At 71.8% G+C, this 18566-nt stretch carries 11 protein-coding genes; 5 read left to right on the top strand and 6 right to left on the bottom strand.

Annotated elements, in window-relative coordinates; genetic code table 11:
- Positions 1–101: 101 nt before the first annotated feature.
- From ACZ49J_RS41005 to glpK, 4 genes are all read left to right on the top strand, one after another.
- Complete coding sequence (locus tag ACZ49J_RS41005; protein WP_467456261.1) at positions 102–536, top strand: Zn-ribbon domain-containing OB-fold protein; 435 nt, start codon at positions 102–104, stop codon at positions 534–536.
- Entirely contained in the window at positions 533–1723 is a 1191-nt protein-coding gene (locus tag ACZ49J_RS41000; RefSeq protein ID WP_467456171.1) for a lipid-transfer protein, read from the top strand. Before ACZ49J_RS41005 ends, ACZ49J_RS41000 begins: the two co-directional genes overlap by 4 nt.
- A 636-nt stretch (positions 1724–2359) precedes the next feature.
- Complete coding sequence (locus ACZ49J_RS40995; RefSeq protein ID WP_467456173.1) at positions 2360–3097, top strand: MIP/aquaporin family protein; 738 nt, start codon at positions 2360–2362, stop codon at positions 3095–3097.
- Between the two features lie 30 nt (positions 3098–3127).
- Entirely contained in the window at positions 3128–4648 is a 1521-nt protein-coding gene (glpK, locus tag ACZ49J_RS40990; RefSeq protein ID WP_467456174.1) for a glycerol kinase GlpK, read from the top strand.
- Positions 4649–4784: 136 nt separating this feature from the next.
- Here glpK and ACZ49J_RS40985 read toward each other — a convergent pair whose 3' ends face one another.
- Genes ACZ49J_RS40985 through ACZ49J_RS40965 form a run of 5 tightly spaced genes read right to left on the bottom strand, consistent with a single transcriptional unit; the run spans position 4785 to position 12695 of the window.
- The gene (locus tag ACZ49J_RS40985; RefSeq protein WP_467456263.1) at positions 4785–5390 is read right to left on the bottom strand and encodes a GTP-binding protein; all 606 of its coding nucleotides are present in this window, start codon (positions 5388–5390) and stop codon (positions 4785–4787) included.
- On the bottom strand, positions 5371–9003 hold the full coding sequence (locus tag ACZ49J_RS40980; protein WP_467456175.1) for a hydantoinase B/oxoprolinase family protein: 3633 nt from the start codon (positions 9001–9003) through the stop codon (positions 5371–5373). The genes ACZ49J_RS40985 and ACZ49J_RS40980 overlap by 20 nt, the downstream gene beginning before the upstream one ends.
- Positions 9004–9027: 24 nt before the next feature.
- Positions 9028–9423, bottom strand: a complete 396-nt coding sequence (locus ACZ49J_RS40975) for a DUF742 domain-containing protein (RefSeq protein ID WP_467456176.1) — start codon at positions 9421–9423, stop codon at positions 9028–9030.
- 18 nt (positions 9424–9441) lie between these two features.
- On the bottom strand, positions 9442–9870 hold the full coding sequence (locus tag ACZ49J_RS40970) for a roadblock/LC7 domain-containing protein (RefSeq protein ID WP_467456178.1): 429 nt from the start codon (positions 9868–9870) through the stop codon (positions 9442–9444).
- Entirely contained in the window at positions 9867–12695 is a 2829-nt protein-coding gene (locus ACZ49J_RS40965) for a sensor histidine kinase (RefSeq protein WP_467456180.1), read from the bottom strand. Before ACZ49J_RS40965 ends, ACZ49J_RS40970 begins: the two co-directional genes overlap by 4 nt.
- A gap of 421 nt (positions 12696–13116) precedes the next feature.
- Here ACZ49J_RS40965 and ACZ49J_RS40960 point away from each other — a divergent pair, with 421 nt between their 5' ends.
- Entirely contained in the window at positions 13117–13704 is a 588-nt protein-coding gene (locus tag ACZ49J_RS40960; protein WP_467456182.1) for a hypothetical protein, read from the top strand.
- A 144-nt stretch (positions 13705–13848) separates the two neighbouring features.
- Here ACZ49J_RS40960 and ACZ49J_RS40955 read toward each other — a convergent pair whose 3' ends face one another.
- Positions 13849–18510 carry a coiled-coil domain-containing protein gene (locus ACZ49J_RS40955; protein WP_467456183.1) on the bottom strand — a complete coding sequence of 1554 codons (4662 nt, stop codon included), beginning with the start codon at positions 18508–18510 and terminating at the stop codon, positions 13849–13851.
- Positions 18511–18566 lie beyond the last annotated feature (56 nt).

Here is an 18566-nt window from a genome sequence, read left to right as displayed (position 1 = left end):
GTTCGCCGGGACGCCTGCCGAATTACGGTTGCCCGTGGCACACTTCTGACGTTCCGTCAGGTCTGGGTGCGGGAGGGGCTTTGGCACGTACACGCACACCCGTGGTCTCGGGATGGTTCACCGGAGAGGGGGATGCCTTCCGGCTCCTCGGCACGCGTTGCTCGGCGTGCGCCTCGGTCTTCTTCCCGCGCGAGGACGCCCACTGCCGCAATCCGGCATGCGATGGAGGTGACCTGGTAGAGGTGCAGCTGTCGCCACGCGGGCGCGTGTGGTCCTACACGGACGGGCGCTACCGGCCTCCGTCACCCTACGTGTCCGATCCGGAACTTCCCTGGGAGCCTCGCACGTTGATCGCTGTGGAACTGGCTGCCGAGCGTCTCGTGCTGCTCGGGCAGGCGGCTCCCGGGGTCACCGTCGCCGAGCTGACGGTGGGCATGGAGGTGGAGGTCGTCCCGGGCGTGCTCAGCGAGGACGCGGAGACGACCTGGACGACGTGGCACTGGCGGCCTACGGGAACACGGGGGGTGAGGGCATGACGGGTGACGTGGCGGTCCTGGGCGCGGGCATGCACCCGTGGGGCAAGTGGGGCAGAAGCTTCGTGGAGTACGGGACGGTGGCCGCACGCGCCGCGCTCACCGACGCGGGAGTCGACTGGCGGGACATCGGCTCGATCGTCGGCGCGGACACGGTGCGTGGCGGCTACCCGGGGTACGTGGCGGGGGCGACGTTCGCGAAGGCCCTGGGCTGGCAGGGGGCCCGGGTGACGAGCGTGTACGCGGCGTGCGCCTCCGGGGCCCAGGCCATCGCCGCGGCACGGGCGCAGATCCTGGCGGGGCTGGCGGACGTCGTTCTCGTGGTGGGGGCCGACTCCGCGCCCAAGGGGTTCTTCCGGCCCGCGGGCGGGGACCGGCCCGACGACCCCGACTGGCTGCGCTTCCGCGTCCTGGGGGCGACCAACCCGACGTACTTCGGGCTGTACGCGCGCCGGCGGATGGCCGTGCACGGGGACACGGTGGACGACTTCGCGCAGGTCAAGGTGAAGAACGCCGCTGTGGGCGCGCTGAATCCGTACGCGCGCTACCGCAAGCGGGTCACCGCCGAGGAGGTCGCCGCCTCGGCGGTGGTCGCCGATCCGCTGCGGTTGCTCGACATCTGCGCGACCTCGGACGGAGCCGCGGCGCTGGTGCTGTCCAGCATGGACTTCGCCCGGCGTCACGGGGTTGCCGATGCCGTGCGGATCCGGGCGGTGTCCACGGTGACCCCGCGCTACCCCACCACGGTGCTGGACCTGCCGGACATCGCGACGGACTCGGCGGTCGCGGTGGAGCCCGCACCCGAGACCTTCCGGGCGTCCATCGCGCGCGCCGCCTATGAGGAAGCGGGGCTCGGGCCCGAGGACCTGTCGCTGGCCGAGGTGTACGACCTGTCCACGGCACTGGAGTTGCAGTGGTACGAGGATCTCGGGCTGTGCGGCGCGGGCGAGGCGGCGAAGTTGCTGCGGGAGGGCGTGACGGCCCCGGGCGGACGCATACCGGTGAACGTCAGCGGCGGGCTGGCCTCGTTCGGGGAGGCGGTCCCGGCGCAGGCGATCGCCCAGGTCTGCGAGGTTACCTGGCAGTTGCGGGGCGACGCGGGTGACCGGCAGATCGACGGTGCGCGGGTGGGGATCACCGCGAACCAGGGTCTGTTCGGGCACGGGTCGTCGGTGATCGCGGTGCGGTGACCACTGGACGGACACCCGCCGCTTGGCCTTCCAGGCGGTGGTCAACCTGCCGACGCGCTGCGCGACGCCGTACGGGAGGCGGGCACACGACCTGGCAGCGGGTGTGCTGTGGGGACGGACCGGTGACGTCGGTTGACGCCGACCGCCCGCTCGGGTGCGGGGCGGTTCGCGGCGGCCTCGTCTTCGGTGCCGTACGGAGCCTCAGTGCCCCACCGCGCGTCGTCCGCCGTGCAACCCGCCTGCCTCCGACCGCGGTTGCCCTGAGCGGGAGGGTCGGGGACCGGGGCCCCGCCGCAGGTGCCGGGTGGCACCGGAGGCCGACCCGGCTCCCACGCCCACTCCCCATCACCACCACCAACCGGTGTCGTCCGCGACCTTGACGCTCCCTGGGCGCCGGTGAACACTTCCGGGTGTCAGTCGGCATCGCCGCTTTCAAGTGACTTTGCGCACTGCGCCGTTCGGGCACCCCGCCTGCGTACGGGCCATCCCCCACGGGCGATTCGGCTGCGGTGGGACGCTCGTCGCGGACGTCGAGCGGGGCGCGGAATCCTCCCTGCTTCGGCCGAAGCAGCCATGGGAAACGCACCTGCACGGAGGACCGGGGGGATCACCCCGGCCCAGGGCCTAGGAGCCGCCATGAGCAACGGAGACATTTTCGTCGGAGAACTCATCGGAACCGCCATCCTGATCCTCTTCGGCGCCGGCGTGTGCGCCGCCGTCACCCTCAGATTCTCGAAGGCGAGGGCCTCGGGCTGGATCGTCATCGCGTTCGGCTGGGGCTTCGGCGTGCTGGCCGGGGCGTACACCGCCGCTCCCCTGTCGGGCGGCCACCTCAACCCGGCCGTCACCATCGGCATCGCCGTGGACACAGGGAAGTGGGACAAGGTCTGGGTCTACCTGCTGGGGCAGATGATCGGCGCGATGCTGGGCGCGGTTCTCGCGTATCTGGTCTACCTCGCGCAGTTCCAGGCCAACGTCCCCAAGGTGGGCTCGGCGGACGAGCCGTTGCCGACGCTCGGCATCTTCTCCACCATCCCGGAGATCCGGAACCCGGTCGCCAACCTCATCACGGAGACCATCGCCACGGTCGCCCTCGTCCTCCCGGTCCTCGCGTTCGGACTCACCAAGGGCCTCGGCGAGTCCGGCACCCAGGTGCTCATCGTGTCCCTGCTGGTCGTCGGGATCGGTCTGTCACTCGGTGGCCCCACCGGCTACGCGATCAACCCGGCGCGTGACCTCGGCCCGCGCATCGTGCACACCTTCCTGCCGATCCCCCACAAGGGGACCTCCGACTGGGGTTACGCCTGGATACCGGTCGTCGGCCCGCTGCTCGGCGGGGCACTCGCGGGACTCATCTACAACGCAGCCTTCTGACGCATCTGACGTGAGACGTAAGGGGACGTCATGCCGGACAACGCCCAGAAGTACGTCGCCGCGATCGACCAGGGCACCACTTCGAGTCGCTGCATCATCTTCGACCAGGACGGCGCGATCGTCGCCGTCGACCAGCGCGAGCACCGTCAGATCTTCCCCAAGCCGGGCTGGGTCGAGCACGACGCCACCGAGATCTGGTCCAAGGTGCAGGCCGTGGTGGCCGGTGCGATCGCCAAGGCCGGCCTGCGCGCCGACCAGCTCAGCGCGCTCGGCATCACCAACCAGCGGGAGACGACGGTCCTGTGGGACCGCGCCACGGGCAAACCCGTCCACAACGCGATCGTCTGGCAGGACACGCGCACGTCCTCGCTGTGCACCGAACTCGGTGGCGCGGACGGGCAGGACCGTTTCCGCGAGCAGACGGGCCTGCCGCTGGCCAGCTACTTCTCGGGCCCGAAGGCGGCCTGGCTGCTCGACAACGTGCCGGGGCTCAGGGCCCGCGCCGAGCGCGGTGAGATCGCCTTCGGCACGATCGACTCCTGGCTGATCTGGAACCTCACCGGCGGCACGGACGGCGGACGGCACGTCACCGACGTCACCAACGCCGGACGCACCATGCTGATGAACCTCTCGACCCTTCAGTGGGACTCCGCGATCCTCGCGGCGATGAACGTCCCCGAGGCGGTCCTCCCGGAGATCCGCTCCTCCGCCGAGGTGTACGGCACGGCCGTGGGCCAGCTCGCGGGCGTGCCGGTCGCGTCGGCGCTCGGTGACCAGCAGGCGGCCGTGTTCGGGCAGGCCTGCTACGACGTGGGCACGGCGAAGAACACGTACGGCACCGGCAGTTTCCTGCTGCTCAACACCGGGAACCGGCCCGTGCCGTCGAAGAGCGGACTGCTCACCACCATGGGGTACAAGATCGGCAGCGAGGCTCCGGTGTACTGCCTGGAGGGGTCGATCGCGATCACGGGTGCCCTGGTGCAGTGGTTCCGCGACCAGCTGGGCATCATCCGCGCCGCGGACGAGATCGAGTCCCTGGCGGCGAGCGTGGACGACAACGGCGGCGCGTACATCGTGCCCGCGTTCTCCGGCCTGTTCGCGCCCTACTGGCGGTCCGACGCGCGCGGAGTCGTCACCGGCCTCACGCGGTACGTCACGAAGGGACACCTCGCGCGTGCGGTGCTGGAAGCGACGAGCTGGCAGACGCGTGAGGTCGTGGACGCCATGTTCCAGGACTCCGGGGTGAAGATCACCACCCTGAAGGTGGACGGCGGCATGACCAAGAACAACCTCCTGATGCAGCACCAGGCGGACGTCCTCGACGTGCCGGTGATCCGCCCGAAGGTCTCGGAGACGACGTGCCTGGGCGCCGCGTACGCGGCCGGCCTCGCCACCGGGGTGTGGAACGACCTGGACGAGTTGAAGTCGCACTGGCAGAAGGACGTCGAGTGGACGCCGGCCATGGAGGCGTCCGTCCGCGACCGCGAGTACCACAACTGGCGCAAGGCGGTGGAGAAGAGCTTCGGCTGGCACGAGGACGACCCGAGCTGAGAATCGAGGTCCACGCGCGCGTGCCGTTCTTGCCTCCGTCATGAAGGTCCACGCGCGCGTGCCCCCGGGCCCACGGCTCGTACCCCGGTCGGCGGGGGTACGAGCCGTGCTCGTGCGTCCGGACCGGGGCGTGGCGTCAGGTCGTGACGCTCTGTCGGCGTTCGGCCACCTGCGTCATGGCGTGCTGTACGACCGTGACGAGGAGGTCCTTCACGGAATCCCGCTCACGTGCGTCGCACAGCACGACCGGTACGTCGGGGTCGAGGTCGAGCGCCTCACGGACGGTGTCGGCCGGGTACCGTGCGGCGCCGTCGAAGCAGTTGACGCCGATCACGAAGGGGATGGAGCGCCGCTCGAAGTAGTCCACGGCGGCGAAGCAGTCCTCGAGCCGGCGGGTGTCGGCGAGTACGACGGCCCCCAGGGCGCCCGTGGCGAGCTCGTCCCAAAGGAACCAGAAGCGGTCCTGGCCGGGAGTCCCGAAGAGGTACAGCACCAGGTCCTCGCGGAGCGTGATGCGCCCGAAGTCCATCGCGACGGTGGTCGTGTTCTTGCCCTCCACGCCACTGGTGTCGTCGACCGGCCGACCCGCCTCGGTGAGCATCTCCTCGGTCCTCAACGGCTTGATCTCGCTGACCGCGCCGACGCAGGTCGTCTTGCCCACGCCGAATCCGCCGGCCACCAGGATCTTGAGCGTGACGGGCTCGACCGGGGACTTGCCGCGCTCAGAACGCCCGAAGATCATCGGTCTCTCTTCCTGCTGGTTCGTGGTCACGCGGCGGTGGTCCGTAGCCCCCGCCGCCGGGGGTTTCGATGACTAGTACGTCGCCGGGGCCGACTTCCGCCGTATCACTTCCGCCGAGTTGGACGACACCGCCGTCGGCGCGCTCGACCCGGTTGGCGCCCAGGGTGCCGGGGGCGCCGCCCGCCATCCCGTAGGGCGGGACCCTGCGGTGCTGGCAGAGCGTGGAGACCTTCATGGGCTCGTGGAACCGGATACGGCGTACGGCCCCGTCCCCGCCGCGCCAGCGTCCGGCGCCACCGCTGCGGTGCCGCAGCGAGAACTCCTCGAGCCGGACGGGAAGCCGCCACTCCAGGACCTCGGGGTCGGTGAGGCGGGAGTTGGTCATGTGGGTCTGGACGACGGGCGCGCCCGGGAAACCGTCGCCCGCGCCCGACCCGGAGGCGACGGTCTCGTAGTACTGGTGCCGCTCGTTGCCGAAGGTGACGTTGTTCATCGTCCCGGACCCCTCGGCCTGAACGCCCAGGGCGGCGTAGAGGGCGCCCGTGATGGACTGTGAGGTCTCCACGTTGCCGGCGACGACGGCGGCCGGGGGTTCGGGGGCCAGCATCGAGCCGGGCGGAACGATGATGTCGAGGGGGCGCAGACAGCCGTCGTTGAGCGGGATGTCGTCGGCCACCAGCGTGCGGAAGACGTACAGGACGGCCGCGTTGACCACCGACAAGGGTGCGTTGAAATTGGTGGCGAGCTGCGGTGACGTGCCGGTGAAGTCGACGGTCGCGGAGCGCTTGTCGCGGTCCACGCGTACACGTACGCGGATGACGGCGCCGGAGTCGGTCTCGTAGCCGTATGCGCCGTCGTCCAGGGCGTCGATGACGCGCCGTACCGCTTCCTCCGCGTTGTCCTGGACGTGTTTCATGTACGCCTGGACGACGTCGAGGCCGAAGTCCTCGATCATGCGGGCGACCTCGTCGACGCCCTTGTTGTTGGCGGCGATCTGGGCGCGCAGGTCGGCGAGGTTGGTCCGGGGGTTGCGGGAGGGGTACGGGGCCTCGGTGAGCAGGCGGAGGGTCTCCTCCTCGCGGAAGCGGCCGGCCTCGGCGAGCAGCCAGTTGTCGAAGAGGACGCCCTCCTCCTCGATGGTCCGGCTGTTGGCCGGCATCGAGCCGGGCTGGATGCCGCCGATCTCGGCGTGGTGACCGCGCGAGGCGACGTAGAACAGGATCCGGTCACCCTCCGTGTCGAAGACCGGGGTGATCACCGTGATGTCGGGCAGGTGGGTGCCGCCGTGGTACGGGTCGTTGACGGCGTACGTGTCGCCCTTGCGCATGCCGTCGCCGCGCCGCCGGATGACCTCCTTGACGCTGGTGCCCATGGAGCCCAGGTGGACCGGGATGTGGGGCGCGTTGGCGACCAGGTTGCCGTCGGGGTCGAAGAGGGCGCAGGAGAAGTCCAGACGTTCCTTGATGTTGACGGACTGGGCGGTGGACTCCAGCCGGGCGCCCATCTGCTCGGCGATGGACATGAAGAGGTTGTTGAAGACCTCAAGCAGAACCGGGTCGACTTCTGTGTCGAGATCGGAACTCTCCGTAATCGCCGTGCGTTCCATGACCAAGTGGCCGTCGCCGGTGACGGTCGCCTGCCAGCCGTCGTCGACGACCGTGGTGGCGTTGGCCTCGGTGATGATCGCGGGTCCGGTGACGGTCCCGCCGGGCGGGAGGTGCTCGCGGCGGTGCAGGGGTACGTCGCGCCAGGTGCCGCCCGTGTGGAGGCGGACGGTCTCGGGGGCGGTGGTCCCGGTTCCGGTGGTGGGGCGCTCGTAGGAGGCGAGGGCGGAGAGATCAGGGGGGTCGGTGATTCCGGTGGCTTCGACGGAGAGTGCCTCGACGACGACAGGGCGGTCGAGGGTGAAGGAGTACGTGGCGCGATGACGTTCTTCGAAGGCGTGCCGCATGGTGGCGGGCCCGGCGAGCTCGACGGTGAGGGTCGTGTCGGTCCCGTCGTAGCGGAGCTGGGCGCGGCGTGTGACGCGGATGCGGTCCTCCGGGACGTCCTCGGCGAGGAGTTCGGCGCGCGCGGCTCCTTCCAGGGCGTCGGCGGTCTTGAGGACGCCTGGCATCGAGGCGGGTTCGAGGGGTGCCTCGACGGATTGTTCGCGCATGGCCGTGGTGTCGGCGAGGCCGATGCCGAGCGCGGAGAGCACACCGGCCATGGGCGGGACCAGCACGGACCGGATGCCGAGCGAGTCGGCGACCATGCAGGCGTGCTGGCCGCCTGCACCTCCGAAGGTGGTCAGCGCGTACCGGGTGACGTCGTGGCCCTTCTGGACCGAGATCCGCTTCACGGCGCCCGCGATGTTGGCGACGGCGATCTGCAGGTAGCCCTCGGCGACCTGTTCGGGCGTGCGGTTGTCGCCGGTCCGGTCGCGGATCTCGTGCGCGAGAGCGTTGAACCGGTCGCGGACGAGTGCGTCGTCGAGGGGCTCGTCGCCGCCGGGGCCGAACACGCGCGGGAAGTGGCCGGGCTGGATGCGGCCGAGCATGACGTTGGCGTCGGTGACGGTGATCGGGCCGCCGCCGCGGTAGCAGGCGGGCCCCGGGTCCGCGCCCGCCGAGTCCGGCCCTACGCGGTAGCGGGAGCCGTCGAAGTGGAGGATCGAGCCGCCGCCCGCGGCGACGGTGTGGATGTCCAGCATGGGCGCGCGCAGCCGGACCCCGGCGATCTGTGTGGTGAAGAGGCGTTCGTACTCGCCCGCGAAGTGCGAGACGTCGGTGGACGTGCCGCCCATGTCGAAGCCGATGACCCGGTCGAAGCCGGCGAGCTGCGACATGCGGGCCATGCCGACGATGCCGCCCGCGGGTCCGGAGAGGATGGCGTCCTTGCCGCGGAACTGCCCGGCTTCGGCGAGCCCGCCGTTGGACTGCATGAACATCAGGCGCACATCCCGCAGGTCGTCGGCGACGTGCTGGATGTAACGGCGCAGGACGGGCGACAGGTAGGCGTCGACGACGGCGGTGTCACCGCGCGGGACGAGCTTCATCAGCGGGCTGACCTCGCTGGACAGCGAGACCTGCGGGAAGCCCGTGCGGCGGGCCAGCTCGCCGATGGCCCGTTCGTGGGCGGGGTGGAGGTGACTGTGCAGGCAGACCACGGCGACGGCGCGGATCCCGTCGTCGTACGCCTCCCGGAGGGGCCCCGCGAGGGCGTCGAGGTCGGGGGCGTGGAGCACGGTGCCGTCGGCGGCGATGCGCTCGTCGACCTCGATGACGCGTTCGTACAGCAGCTCGGGCAGCTCGATACGGCGGGAGAAGATGCGGGGGCGGTTCTGGTAGGCGATGCGCAGGGCGTCGCGGAAGCCTCGGGTGATGACGAGGAGGGTGCGCTCACCCTTGCGTTCCAGCAGGGCGTTGGTGGCGACCGTGGTGCCCATGCGGACCGTGTCGACGGGGTCCCGGGAGCCGTCGAGGAGTTCGCGGACACCCGCGACGGCCGCGTCCGCGTACCGTGCGGGGTTGTCGGAGAGGAGCTTGTGCGTGAGCAGGCGGCCGTCCGGGCGACGCGCGACGATGTCGGTGAAGGTGCCGCCTCGGTCGACCCAGAACTGCCAGCCCGTCACTTCTCCACTCCGCTTCCGCGCTGCTCAGAGCGCCCGGAGGCCGTTGATCACGTCGCGCAGGATACTCTCGTCGACCAGCTCGGCAGGGGGTACGGGGCGTGTCACGTGGACCATTTCCCCGTCCACGAGATCGCCCACGAGGACGCGCACCACACCGACGGGCAGGTCGAGCTCCGCGGCGAGTTCGGCCACCGACTGCGGGGTGTCACGGCAGAGCTCGACGATGTTCACGTGCTCCGGGGACAGCGAGTGATCCGCCTCATGGCCGTCCGCCCGCGTCTCCGCCACGACCACGGCGATGAGGTCGAGGCGATGCTGGACCGCGTGGCTGGTGCGGCCCCGCGTCATGGCGTACGGCCGGACCACCGGTCCGGCCTCGTCGTCGAACCAGTGGCTTCTTCCCTGACCGTCTCCGCTCATGACATCCCACTACCCGTCCTAGGGCACATCGGTGCGCGGAGCGGCGCCCAGATGTACGCCGACGCGCTTCACGAGGAGTGTCATCTCGTACGCGATCTGTCCGATGTCCGCGTCGGCGTCCGCGAGGACTGCGAGACAGCTGCCGTCGCCCGCGGCTGTCACGAACAGGAAGGCGTCGTCGAGCTCGACGACGGTCTGCCGGACGTTGCCCGCGTCGAAGTGGCGTCCGACGCCCTTGGCCAGGCTGTGGAAGCCCGAGGAGACGGCCGCCAGGTGCTCGCTGTCCTCGCGTGTCAGGTCCTGGGAGAAGCCGGTGGGCAGCCCGTCGCTGGACAGCACGAGTGCCTTGCGGATGCTGCCGACCCGCTCCACCAGATCGTCCAGAAGCCAGTTCAGCTCCCTCGACTGCGAGCCTGCGGCGGGCCCTGGGCCCTGCGGTGCGGTCATCGACCGTCCCCCTTAGTCGTTCCTCGTGCTGAGCCGTCCCGGGCGTCGTCGCCCGCGGCGTTCTCCTCGCGGCCGCGCTGCCAGCCCCGCTGGAGGGAGGCCATACGGCTGCGTACCTCGTCGGCGTCCCGTTCGGCGACGTCCACCCGGTCCTGGCCGGCCTTGTCGCGTTCCGCGAGCCGTGCGGGGCCGTCCTTCAACTGTGGCGCCAGGTTGGCCTGTCGTACGCGCCGGGGCAGCGGCCTTGTTCCCGATTCTGCCTCGCCGCGTGCGCTGTCGTCGCCCGGGGTGGTCCCGACGGTGTGGGCCGACGAGGTCGTACGACGGCGCTGGGGCAGAGCGGGCGGCTCGTCCGTCGCGCGGGCGGGGGACTGCCTCGGGTCGGTGGGCCGGAGGGCGGACAGCCCCGGGCGGTCACCCCGCCGGGCAGGCAGACGCTTCGGCTCCTCGAGGCCGCCCTCCGCCGGCTCGGAGCTCTCGGGGAACTGCTCGTCCTCGCGCCGGGGCCTGCCCGTGACCGGGCGGCCGTGGGAGCTGACCAGCTTCGGCACGCGCCGCTGTGGCAGCGGTGCGGGGCCGCCACCCGGCTGGTCGGGGGCGGCGTCCGTGGGGCGCTCGACCCGCCCCTCGCCACGCTGCGGCTGCTCGTGGGGGACACCCGCGATGGAGCGGCGTGGCCGGAAAAGACCGCCGTGTTCACCGTCCTCGTCGCCCAGGACACCCGGAAAGGCGCCGAACGTGTCCTCCAGGCCTACCGGCGCGTCGAGGTCGACCGGTGCCTCCAGCTCGACCGGGCCGTCCAGCAGCGAGGCCGGGAGGCCGGGGAGCCGCACGGGCACGTCGGAGAGGGCCGCGCGGCGCTCCGCCTCGAGTTCGGCCTCCCTGGAGGGGTGCGCCCGGTCGAGACGGAAGCCGATGCCGTTGGTGTCCGGGACGTCGTCCGTGAGCAGGGCGTCGGGGATGAAGACGACGGCGGTGGTGCCGCCGTACGGCGAGGGCTGCAGGGACACCCGGACGTTCTGCCGCTGGGCCAGCCGGCTGACCACGAACAGGCCGAGCCGATCGGTGTCGGACAGTTCGAACTCCGGGGTCTCGGCGAGCCGCAGGTTCGCCTCGAGGAGTGCCTCGGCCGTCATGCCCAGGCCCCGGTCGTGGATCTCCAGGGTGAAGCCGTTGGCGACACGCTCGCCCAGGACCTGGACGGCGGTGTGCGGGGGCGAGAACACCGTGGCGTTCTCCAGGAGCTCGGCCACGAGGTGGGTGAGGTCGGCGACCGCCGGGCCCGTGACGGCGACACGGGGCAGCCGGCGGACCTCGATGCGCTCGTAGTCCTCGACCTCGGCGACGGAGGCGCGCACGACGTCCATGAGCTGGATGGGTTTGCGCCACTGCCGGGAGGGTGCGGCGCCCGAGAGGATGACCAGACCCTCGGCGTGGCGGCGCATGCGCGTGGTGAGGTGGTCGAGGCGGAACAGGTCGGCGAGTTCGTCGGTGTCCTCGGTGCGGCGCTCCATGGTGTCGAGAAGGGTGAGCTGCTTGTGGAGCAGGACCTGGCTGCGGCGGGCGAGGTTGACGAAGACCTCGGAGATGCCGTCGCGGAGTTCGGACTGCTTGACCGCGGCCTCGACGGCGGCGCGCTGGAGGGTGTTGACGGCCTGGCCGACCTCACCCATCTCGGTCTTGGCGTACTCCAGGCGCGGGACCTCCGTCTCCACGTCGACCTTCTCGCCCGCGGACAACCGCCGCATCACGCTGGGCAGGCGGACACCGGCGGCCTCGTTGGCGTCCTGGCGCAGCCGGCGCAGGTCGCGGACGAGCGACCGGCCGATACGCACGGACATGAACAGCGAGAACAGCAGGGCGGCAAGGCCGAGGACGCCGGCGATGACGGCCTTGAGGACGACGTTGACGACCAGGGGCCGGACCCGCTCCTGGAACCGGTCGCCCGCCTGGACGTTGAGGTCGGCGAGTTCGTCGAGGACGTCACCGGCGGCGGTGTCCCAGGTCTTCGCTGTGACGCCGCGGGGCTTGCCGGGTTCGGCGTTGGTGACGGACTGCTCGATCACACGCAGGGGGCCGGTACCGGCGTTGTCCCAGTAGCTCTCGAAGCGGTCGCGTTCCTCGGAGGGCAGCAGCGGCAGGTTGGCCTCGTACATCAGCGTGCGCTGAGCGATCAGGTCGGAGACGTCCCGGATCTCGCCACGCGTGATGGTGCCCGAGACGAATGCCGAGCTCAGGAGGGCGTCCTCGCGGGAGAGCAGTTCACGGGCGCGGGCCACGTTGACGAGGGCGCGGCCCTGTTTGTCCATCTCGACGTTGTCCAGGACCTGGAGGTTGGCCAGGAGGGCGAAACCGGGGTCGACGAGGCGGTTGTAGAGGTCGAGGGCCTGGGAGACGTTGACGGTGCCCTGTTCGACGCTGCTGCGCAGGGAGGCGAGGCCGTCGAGGGCGTCCAGGAGCGCGGTGAGGCCGGTGGACGTGGTCTCACCCATCTCGTCCCGCACCTCGCCGTCCTCGGACTTCTTCCGGATGGTGGCGACGGCCTTGTCGGTGGCGGCCCGGCTGCGCTCCAGTGCGGTCAGCGCGTCGGAGGCGCGGGGGTCGGCGAGGTAGACGAGGGTCTGGCGGCGTTCCTCCTGGAGGACCTGGATGGTGTCCTCGGTGGGATAGCCGATCTGCTCGACGACGTCCGAGACCGCGAAGAGCTGGTTGACGTCGCGGACCGTGAGGTACGTGGCGAAGGCCCAGATGCCGGTCAGCGACAGCAGGGGCACGAGAAGCAGCGCCACGATCTTCCGGCGGATGGACTTCCCGCGAAAGCGCATGGCCTCCCCCAGCTCGGCCCCCACCGCACCGGGGGCACACACGTGCGTCAACAAACTTGCGTGAGCCTACTACTGAGACACAGGTAACTCGAAGGCCAGTCCGGGTGCACGCCCTGCGTCCGGGGAACGAGACATGGGGAGTTGTCCGTTCATTACGGGAGATTGCCTCCCGCCGTCCGGCACTTGGGCCGATGACATCCCGTCGGGGAACTTTGCCGGTTGGCCGGAATTCTTCGGTCGTCGGGAATCTTCTCCGGACGCCGATCGTCCTTCTGTACAGGATGTGGGGGCGGAATCGGCCACAGGTGCCGCATGCCGCGCTCAGGCGGCGTAGATCAGCGTAAGCCGGGCAGCCAGAGGGGTGCCGGGGTCTTGTGATCCCGGAGAGAGAGCTGTCTGCGGCGGTGGGGAGGACATGTTGATGGGCACGGCGGAGCGGCGCATGGCGCCCGGAGACGGCGTGACCGCGCCCGAGGCGGACAACGGCCGGGAGCCCGGGTCGGAGCAGGGCATGGCGGCAGGAGCCGCGCCACGGCGGAGCGACCCGACCCGTGACCCGACCGGCGCGCGGGGCGGTGGGACGTACGAGCGGGACGGCGGCGAAGACCAGCCGTACTACCGGCCGTTGTGGATCGAGGAGCCCGCGCGGAAGCGGCGGTTGCCGGATCCGGTGCGGACCGCGGCCGTGCGCGCGGTGCTCATCGCGGCGGTCACCCTGCTCCAGGCGATGGTGGCGTTCCTGTGCACGATGGCCGGCTCCTGGCTGGCGTTCCCCATGGTCCTCAGCAGTGTCGCCAGCACGGTCGTGGCGACCTGGGGCGTGCTGGACGTGTGGGTGACCCGGCAGGTGTGGAACCAGCGCAACGGAGTGGTGTCGGCCCCCAGCAGCACCGCTCGTGCCCTGCGCCGTGAGCGCCGTCGGGCGCGGCGGCAGGCCCGGGCCGCGGTACGGAGTCAGGAGCGAATACGCCGACGGCAGGGCAGGGCTGGGCAGTTGTCGCACTCGTAGGGTTCACCAGACCCGCGAAACGCTGCCGCCCGGCGACCTGTGCGCCTGTGCGCCTGTGCGCCTGTGCGCCTGTGCGCCTGTGCGCCTGTGCGCCTGTGCGCCTGTGCGCCTGTGCGCCTGTGACGGAGTGTCAGTCCTGCGGTGTCACGGGGTGCCGGCCGGACGTTTGAACATCCGGGTCGCCGTGATCTCGCTGTGGACCGCCTCTCCCGCCTGGGGCTGCTCGGGCAGTCCGGGGCGGAGGTGTTCCTCCACCCGGATGTACTTGAGGCCGGCGCGCAGGTCGGCGTCGTTGCGCAGCCGGATGACGAGGGGGAACTCGGCGAGCGCGGTCGTGTCGAAGAGTCCTGTGGTGTAGAGGAGTTGGACACCGAGGGCGTCGGACACGGCCCGCTGGAGCTCCAGCAGATACGTGGCGTTCGCTCGCCCGATGGGGTTGTCCAGGAACAGCGTGCCCGCGTGCCGGTGCTTGTCGCGGCCCCGGTCATTGCTGCGCAGCGCGGCCATCGTGCAGTACAGGGCGATGGCGGCCGTGAGCAGCTGACCGCCCGAGAACACGTCGCCCATCTGCCCGACGGGCACGCGCTCGGCGCGCAGCACGGCGTCCGGCTTGAGGATCTCGACGGCGACGCCCTTGGGCTGGAGGGCCGCGCTGACTCCCCTGAGCAGCAGGGACATGCCGTCGCGGCGCAGGTCGGAGTTCTTTCTGACGGCGGCGCGGGTGGCGTCGTCGATGACTTCGCCGAGCCGTTCGGTGAGGGTGGCCTGGTCGGGTTCCTCGAAGCGGATCCGCAGGAACTCCTGGCCGGACCACTCGCCGAGCCCCTCGGGCAGCCGGGACAGCCGCTGGGCGGACCGGAGGGTGGCCAGAGCCGACTCGACGAGGCCGCGCAAACGGTCCACGATCGAGTCCCGGTTGCGCTCCAGTTGCTCCAACTCGTCCGTGAGGACCCTCAGTCGGGGCGCGAAGGCAGCGGCCCACTTCTGGGCGTGCTCGGGGAGCGCGGACGCGGGCAGCTCACGGATCTGCTGTCGGGCGGGTGTGCGGACCTGCTCGTAGCGCGTGGAGTTGGCGTGCCGTACGAGAACGTCGCTTGCCTCACGGACGGTGGCCTCGGCGGCGGACAGGTCGGCGGCGCAGCCGCGCAGCGAACGGCGGGCCTCCGCGGCCGCCTTGCGGGCCTCCTCGGGGCCGCCCGGGTACGGCTCGGGTTGTTCCTGCTCCTCGTCGGCCGTGTGCTCGCGGAGGAGGTCGCGCAGGAGCGCGGCCGTCTCGTCGAAGCCGCCGGCGGCGTCCTCGGCTGCGCGGTGGGCGTCGAGCAGTTCGGCGTGGGCTTCCCGTGCCTGGGTCAACGCCTCCGTGTGGGAGACGAGTTCGGCCGTGGCGGTGCGCAGGAGGGCCTGAGCGTGGTCGGCGTCGCGCGGGACGAGTTCCTCGGGCAGCTCGGTGTGTGCCTCGCCGTCCTCGGGGGCGTGCCGCTCCGCCTCTCCGCGCAGCCGTCCGAGTTGCTCGCTCGCGGTGGACATGCGGGTCTCCAGGAGCTGCACGAGCTCCTCGGCGCGGGCGGCGGCGGCCTGCCGGGAGGGCCCGTCGGAACCGTCGGGGGACTGCAGAAGCTGCTCGGCGCGGTTGCGGACCTTGTTGCTGAGCCGGTCGAGTTCCGTGCGGGCGGCGCTCTCGTCGCTCTCGGCCCGGGCCTGCTCGGCCCGCAGGTCGGCGCCGACGCCGACCTTCTCGTACACCTGGGAGGCGGCGCGGTACGCCTCGCGGAGGGCGGGCAGGGACGCCTTCGGTGCCTGCGTACCGTCGTCCGGTACGTCGTCGGGGGCGCCCGCGATCTCGGCGCGCTCGGCGCGCAGGGCGCGGGCCGTGCGGCGGGCGTCGTCGGCGGCGCGCTGGGCGGCACGACGGTCCTCGTCGGCGGCGCGGGCGCGCTCCAGGCAGACCTGGGCGCGGGTCTCCGACTCGGCGGCCTCGTCGGCGAGTTCACGTACCTTGACCTGCCAGCCGGAGCGCTCGCGCAGGCGGTAGGCGAGGCCGGCGAGGGCGTCGGCGGAGCGGCGGGCCCTCTGCGCGGCCTCCTGCCGCTCGTCGCGCACCTGGGCTGCCTCGGCCGCTGCCTCCTCGGCCTCTGCCCGTACGGTGCGTGCCTCGGCGAGCTCGGCCTCGGACTCCTCGGCGAACGCGCGCGTGTCCCGGGCGGCCGTGGCGAGCTCGGTGAGTCGTCCGGCCGGGCATCCCGTGCGCCAGGAGGCGAGCCGTGCCGCCAGTTCGCGGTCCTTGCCGAGACGTGCGGCGAGGGTGCGGATCTCCTCGTCCCGTTCGGTCGCCCGCGCGCGCAGCGCCTGCCGCTCCTCGTCGGCGGCGTGCTCGTCGTGCATGGCCGGGTTGGGTGGTACGAGGAAGACACCGCCGTCCCCCTCGTCGGGGGCCGGGGTCGGGGCGAGCAGGGCGGCGGCCGTGCCGACGGCCACGGCGGACCTCGGCAGCAGGGCCGCGTCGGAGAGCGCAGCGCGGGCGCGGGCGTGTGTGTCCGGGTCGGTGATGATCACACCGTCGACGAGTTCCGGCCGCGCGGCCAGCACGCGCGCGTGGTCGGTCGGGTCGACGGCCTGGGCGAGGTAACGCCAGCCGGGGAGCGCGGGGATGCCGTGCTCGCCGAGGAACTCGACCGTGGCCAGCACGTCCGGGCCGGGCGGCAGCAGCCCGCCGTCACCGAGGGCGCCAAGGATCCGGGAGTCGTCGGCGGCGGCGGTCCGCAGTTCGAAGAGGTGACGCTCGGCGGAGGCGACGTTGTCGTCGAGCAGTTCGCGGAGCTCGTCGGCGTAGCGGTCCAGCTCCTCCGCAGTGAGGTACCCCTCGTCGGCGGCGCGGAGCTCGAGGTCCGCGGAGTCGGAGGGGTCCGCGGTCGTGGTGTCGTCGCGCCGCTGCTGCGGTACGGCCTTGCGTGTCCGCTTTCCGCCGCCGAGGCCCAGCAGTTCCGCCAGCCGCTCCTCCCCCGCCAGTGCCTCGGCGGTGCGCCGTTCGGCGTCGTACGCGCGCTCCGCGGCGGTCGCCGCGTCCGCCGCGCGGGCCGCGGTCAGCTCGGCCCGCGACTCGGCCGCGGCCGCCTCCCGGGCGTGCTCGGAGGCACGGCGGGACGTCTCGCGCGCGGTGTCCCAGGCGGCGACGGCCGTCTTCTCGGCGTCGCTGGCGGCGAGCGCGGCGCGCGCCGGATCGGCGTCCGGGGCGCTGTCGTCGAGCCAGCCCGCGCGGACGGCCTCGGCGGTCTCCTGCTCGACCTCGGTGAGTCGCTCCCGCAGGTGCCCGGCCTCACTGCGGGCGCGCTGGGCCTCGGTCGCGGCGGCCGTCGAGTCCCGGTACGCGGCCTCGCTCACCTCCTGGAGGGCGGCGGACCGCTCCTCCTCCTCGTTGGCGTGGGTCTCGGCGCTCTCGGCGGCACCGTGCAGGGCGCGTACGAGGTCGACGGCGGCCTTGGTGCGGGCGGCGAGCGCCGGCGCGGCGTCCCGCTCGGCCTCCTGGATCGCGGCGGCCACGCGCGCGACCCGGTCGGCCGCGGCGCGGTGGCGCAGCACGGCCTCGGCGGCCTGCCAGGCGGAGTGCAGGGTGCGGGCGTCGGCGAGTTCGCGCTTCTGCGCGGCAGCCGACTTCTCGGCAGCGGCGAGCGCCAACGAGGCATGACGGTAGGCGAGTTCGGCTGCGATCAGTGCGCTGCGCTCGCGGGCGGTCTCGGCGTGTGTGACCGCGTGCGCGGCGGCGGTGACGCGTTCGGCGAGGTCGGCGCCCCGGAGGCGCTCCTGGGCGGCGCGGGCGGACAGGCGCCTGGCCAGGGTGCGGGTGCGCCGCTCGGCGCCGGCGTGGATGTCCCGCGCGCGTGACCTCGCCTCGGCCGCGTCCACGATCCGGTTGAGCAGGTCCACGGAGCCCGCCGTGAAGTCCCGCTCGGCGATCAGCTCGGCCCGCCGGCCCAGCTTGTTGCCGAAGCCGCTGACCAGGTCCGCGAGCCCGTCGGTGTCCCGGGTGTCGGTCACGGCCCGCAGCAGCAGGTCGGTGAAGTCGGAGTCCTTCTTGACCGCGAAGAGACCGGCGGCCTCACCCTCGTCGGCGTTCATCTCCCGCTGGTACCGGAAGAGTTCAGGGTCGAGGCCGAGGTCCGTCAGGTGCTCGTTCCAGCGGTCGTGGATCTCTTCCCAGTGGACCTCGAGGTACGGATACGCCTTGCCCGCCTCCATGAGCGCGTCCCGGAAGCCCTTCATGGTCCGGCGCCGCCCCTTCGCGCCCGACTGGCCCTCGACGGGCGGCCGTACGGCGGTGGACTCGGCTACGGGAAGGTTGTCCAGGCTCATCCCCGGACCGGGCCGGAAGGAGTACCAGGCTTCGGCGAACTTCCGTGGGTCGTTGGAGACCTGACGCCCCCGCCACTCGCTCACCTTGCCGACCACGACGCACTCGCCGGTCAGCGTGTGCTGCCACTCCAGGGCGACGTGCCCGCAGTCGTCCGCGAGCAGGAACTTGCGCAGCACACCGGAGCTGGCGCCCCCCAGCGTGTTGCGGTGGCCGGGCAGCATCACCGAGAAGATCAGCTTCAGCAGCACCGACTTGCCGCCGCCGTTCTCCAGGAAGAGCACACCGGCGGGCGCCGGGCGGCGCGGCGGCCCGGTGGGCTCCTCCTCGAAGAACTCCGCCTGCTGGGGCGCGGGGTCGGGCACGGGCTCACCCACACCCCGCAGGTCCAGCACGGTGTCGGCGTAGCGCGCACCGGCCGGCCCGATGGAGTAGAGGCGGACCCGGGACAGCTCGTACATGGCGGCGGAACTCTCGCAGTCGTAACGGTGGTTCGAACGGTCAGGACGACCAGGAC

Source organism: Streptomyces sp. NPDC030840, from assembly GCF_055572015.1.
Note: the sequence above shows the minus strand (reverse complement) of the source record. Positions and strands in the feature narration are given on the sequence as shown.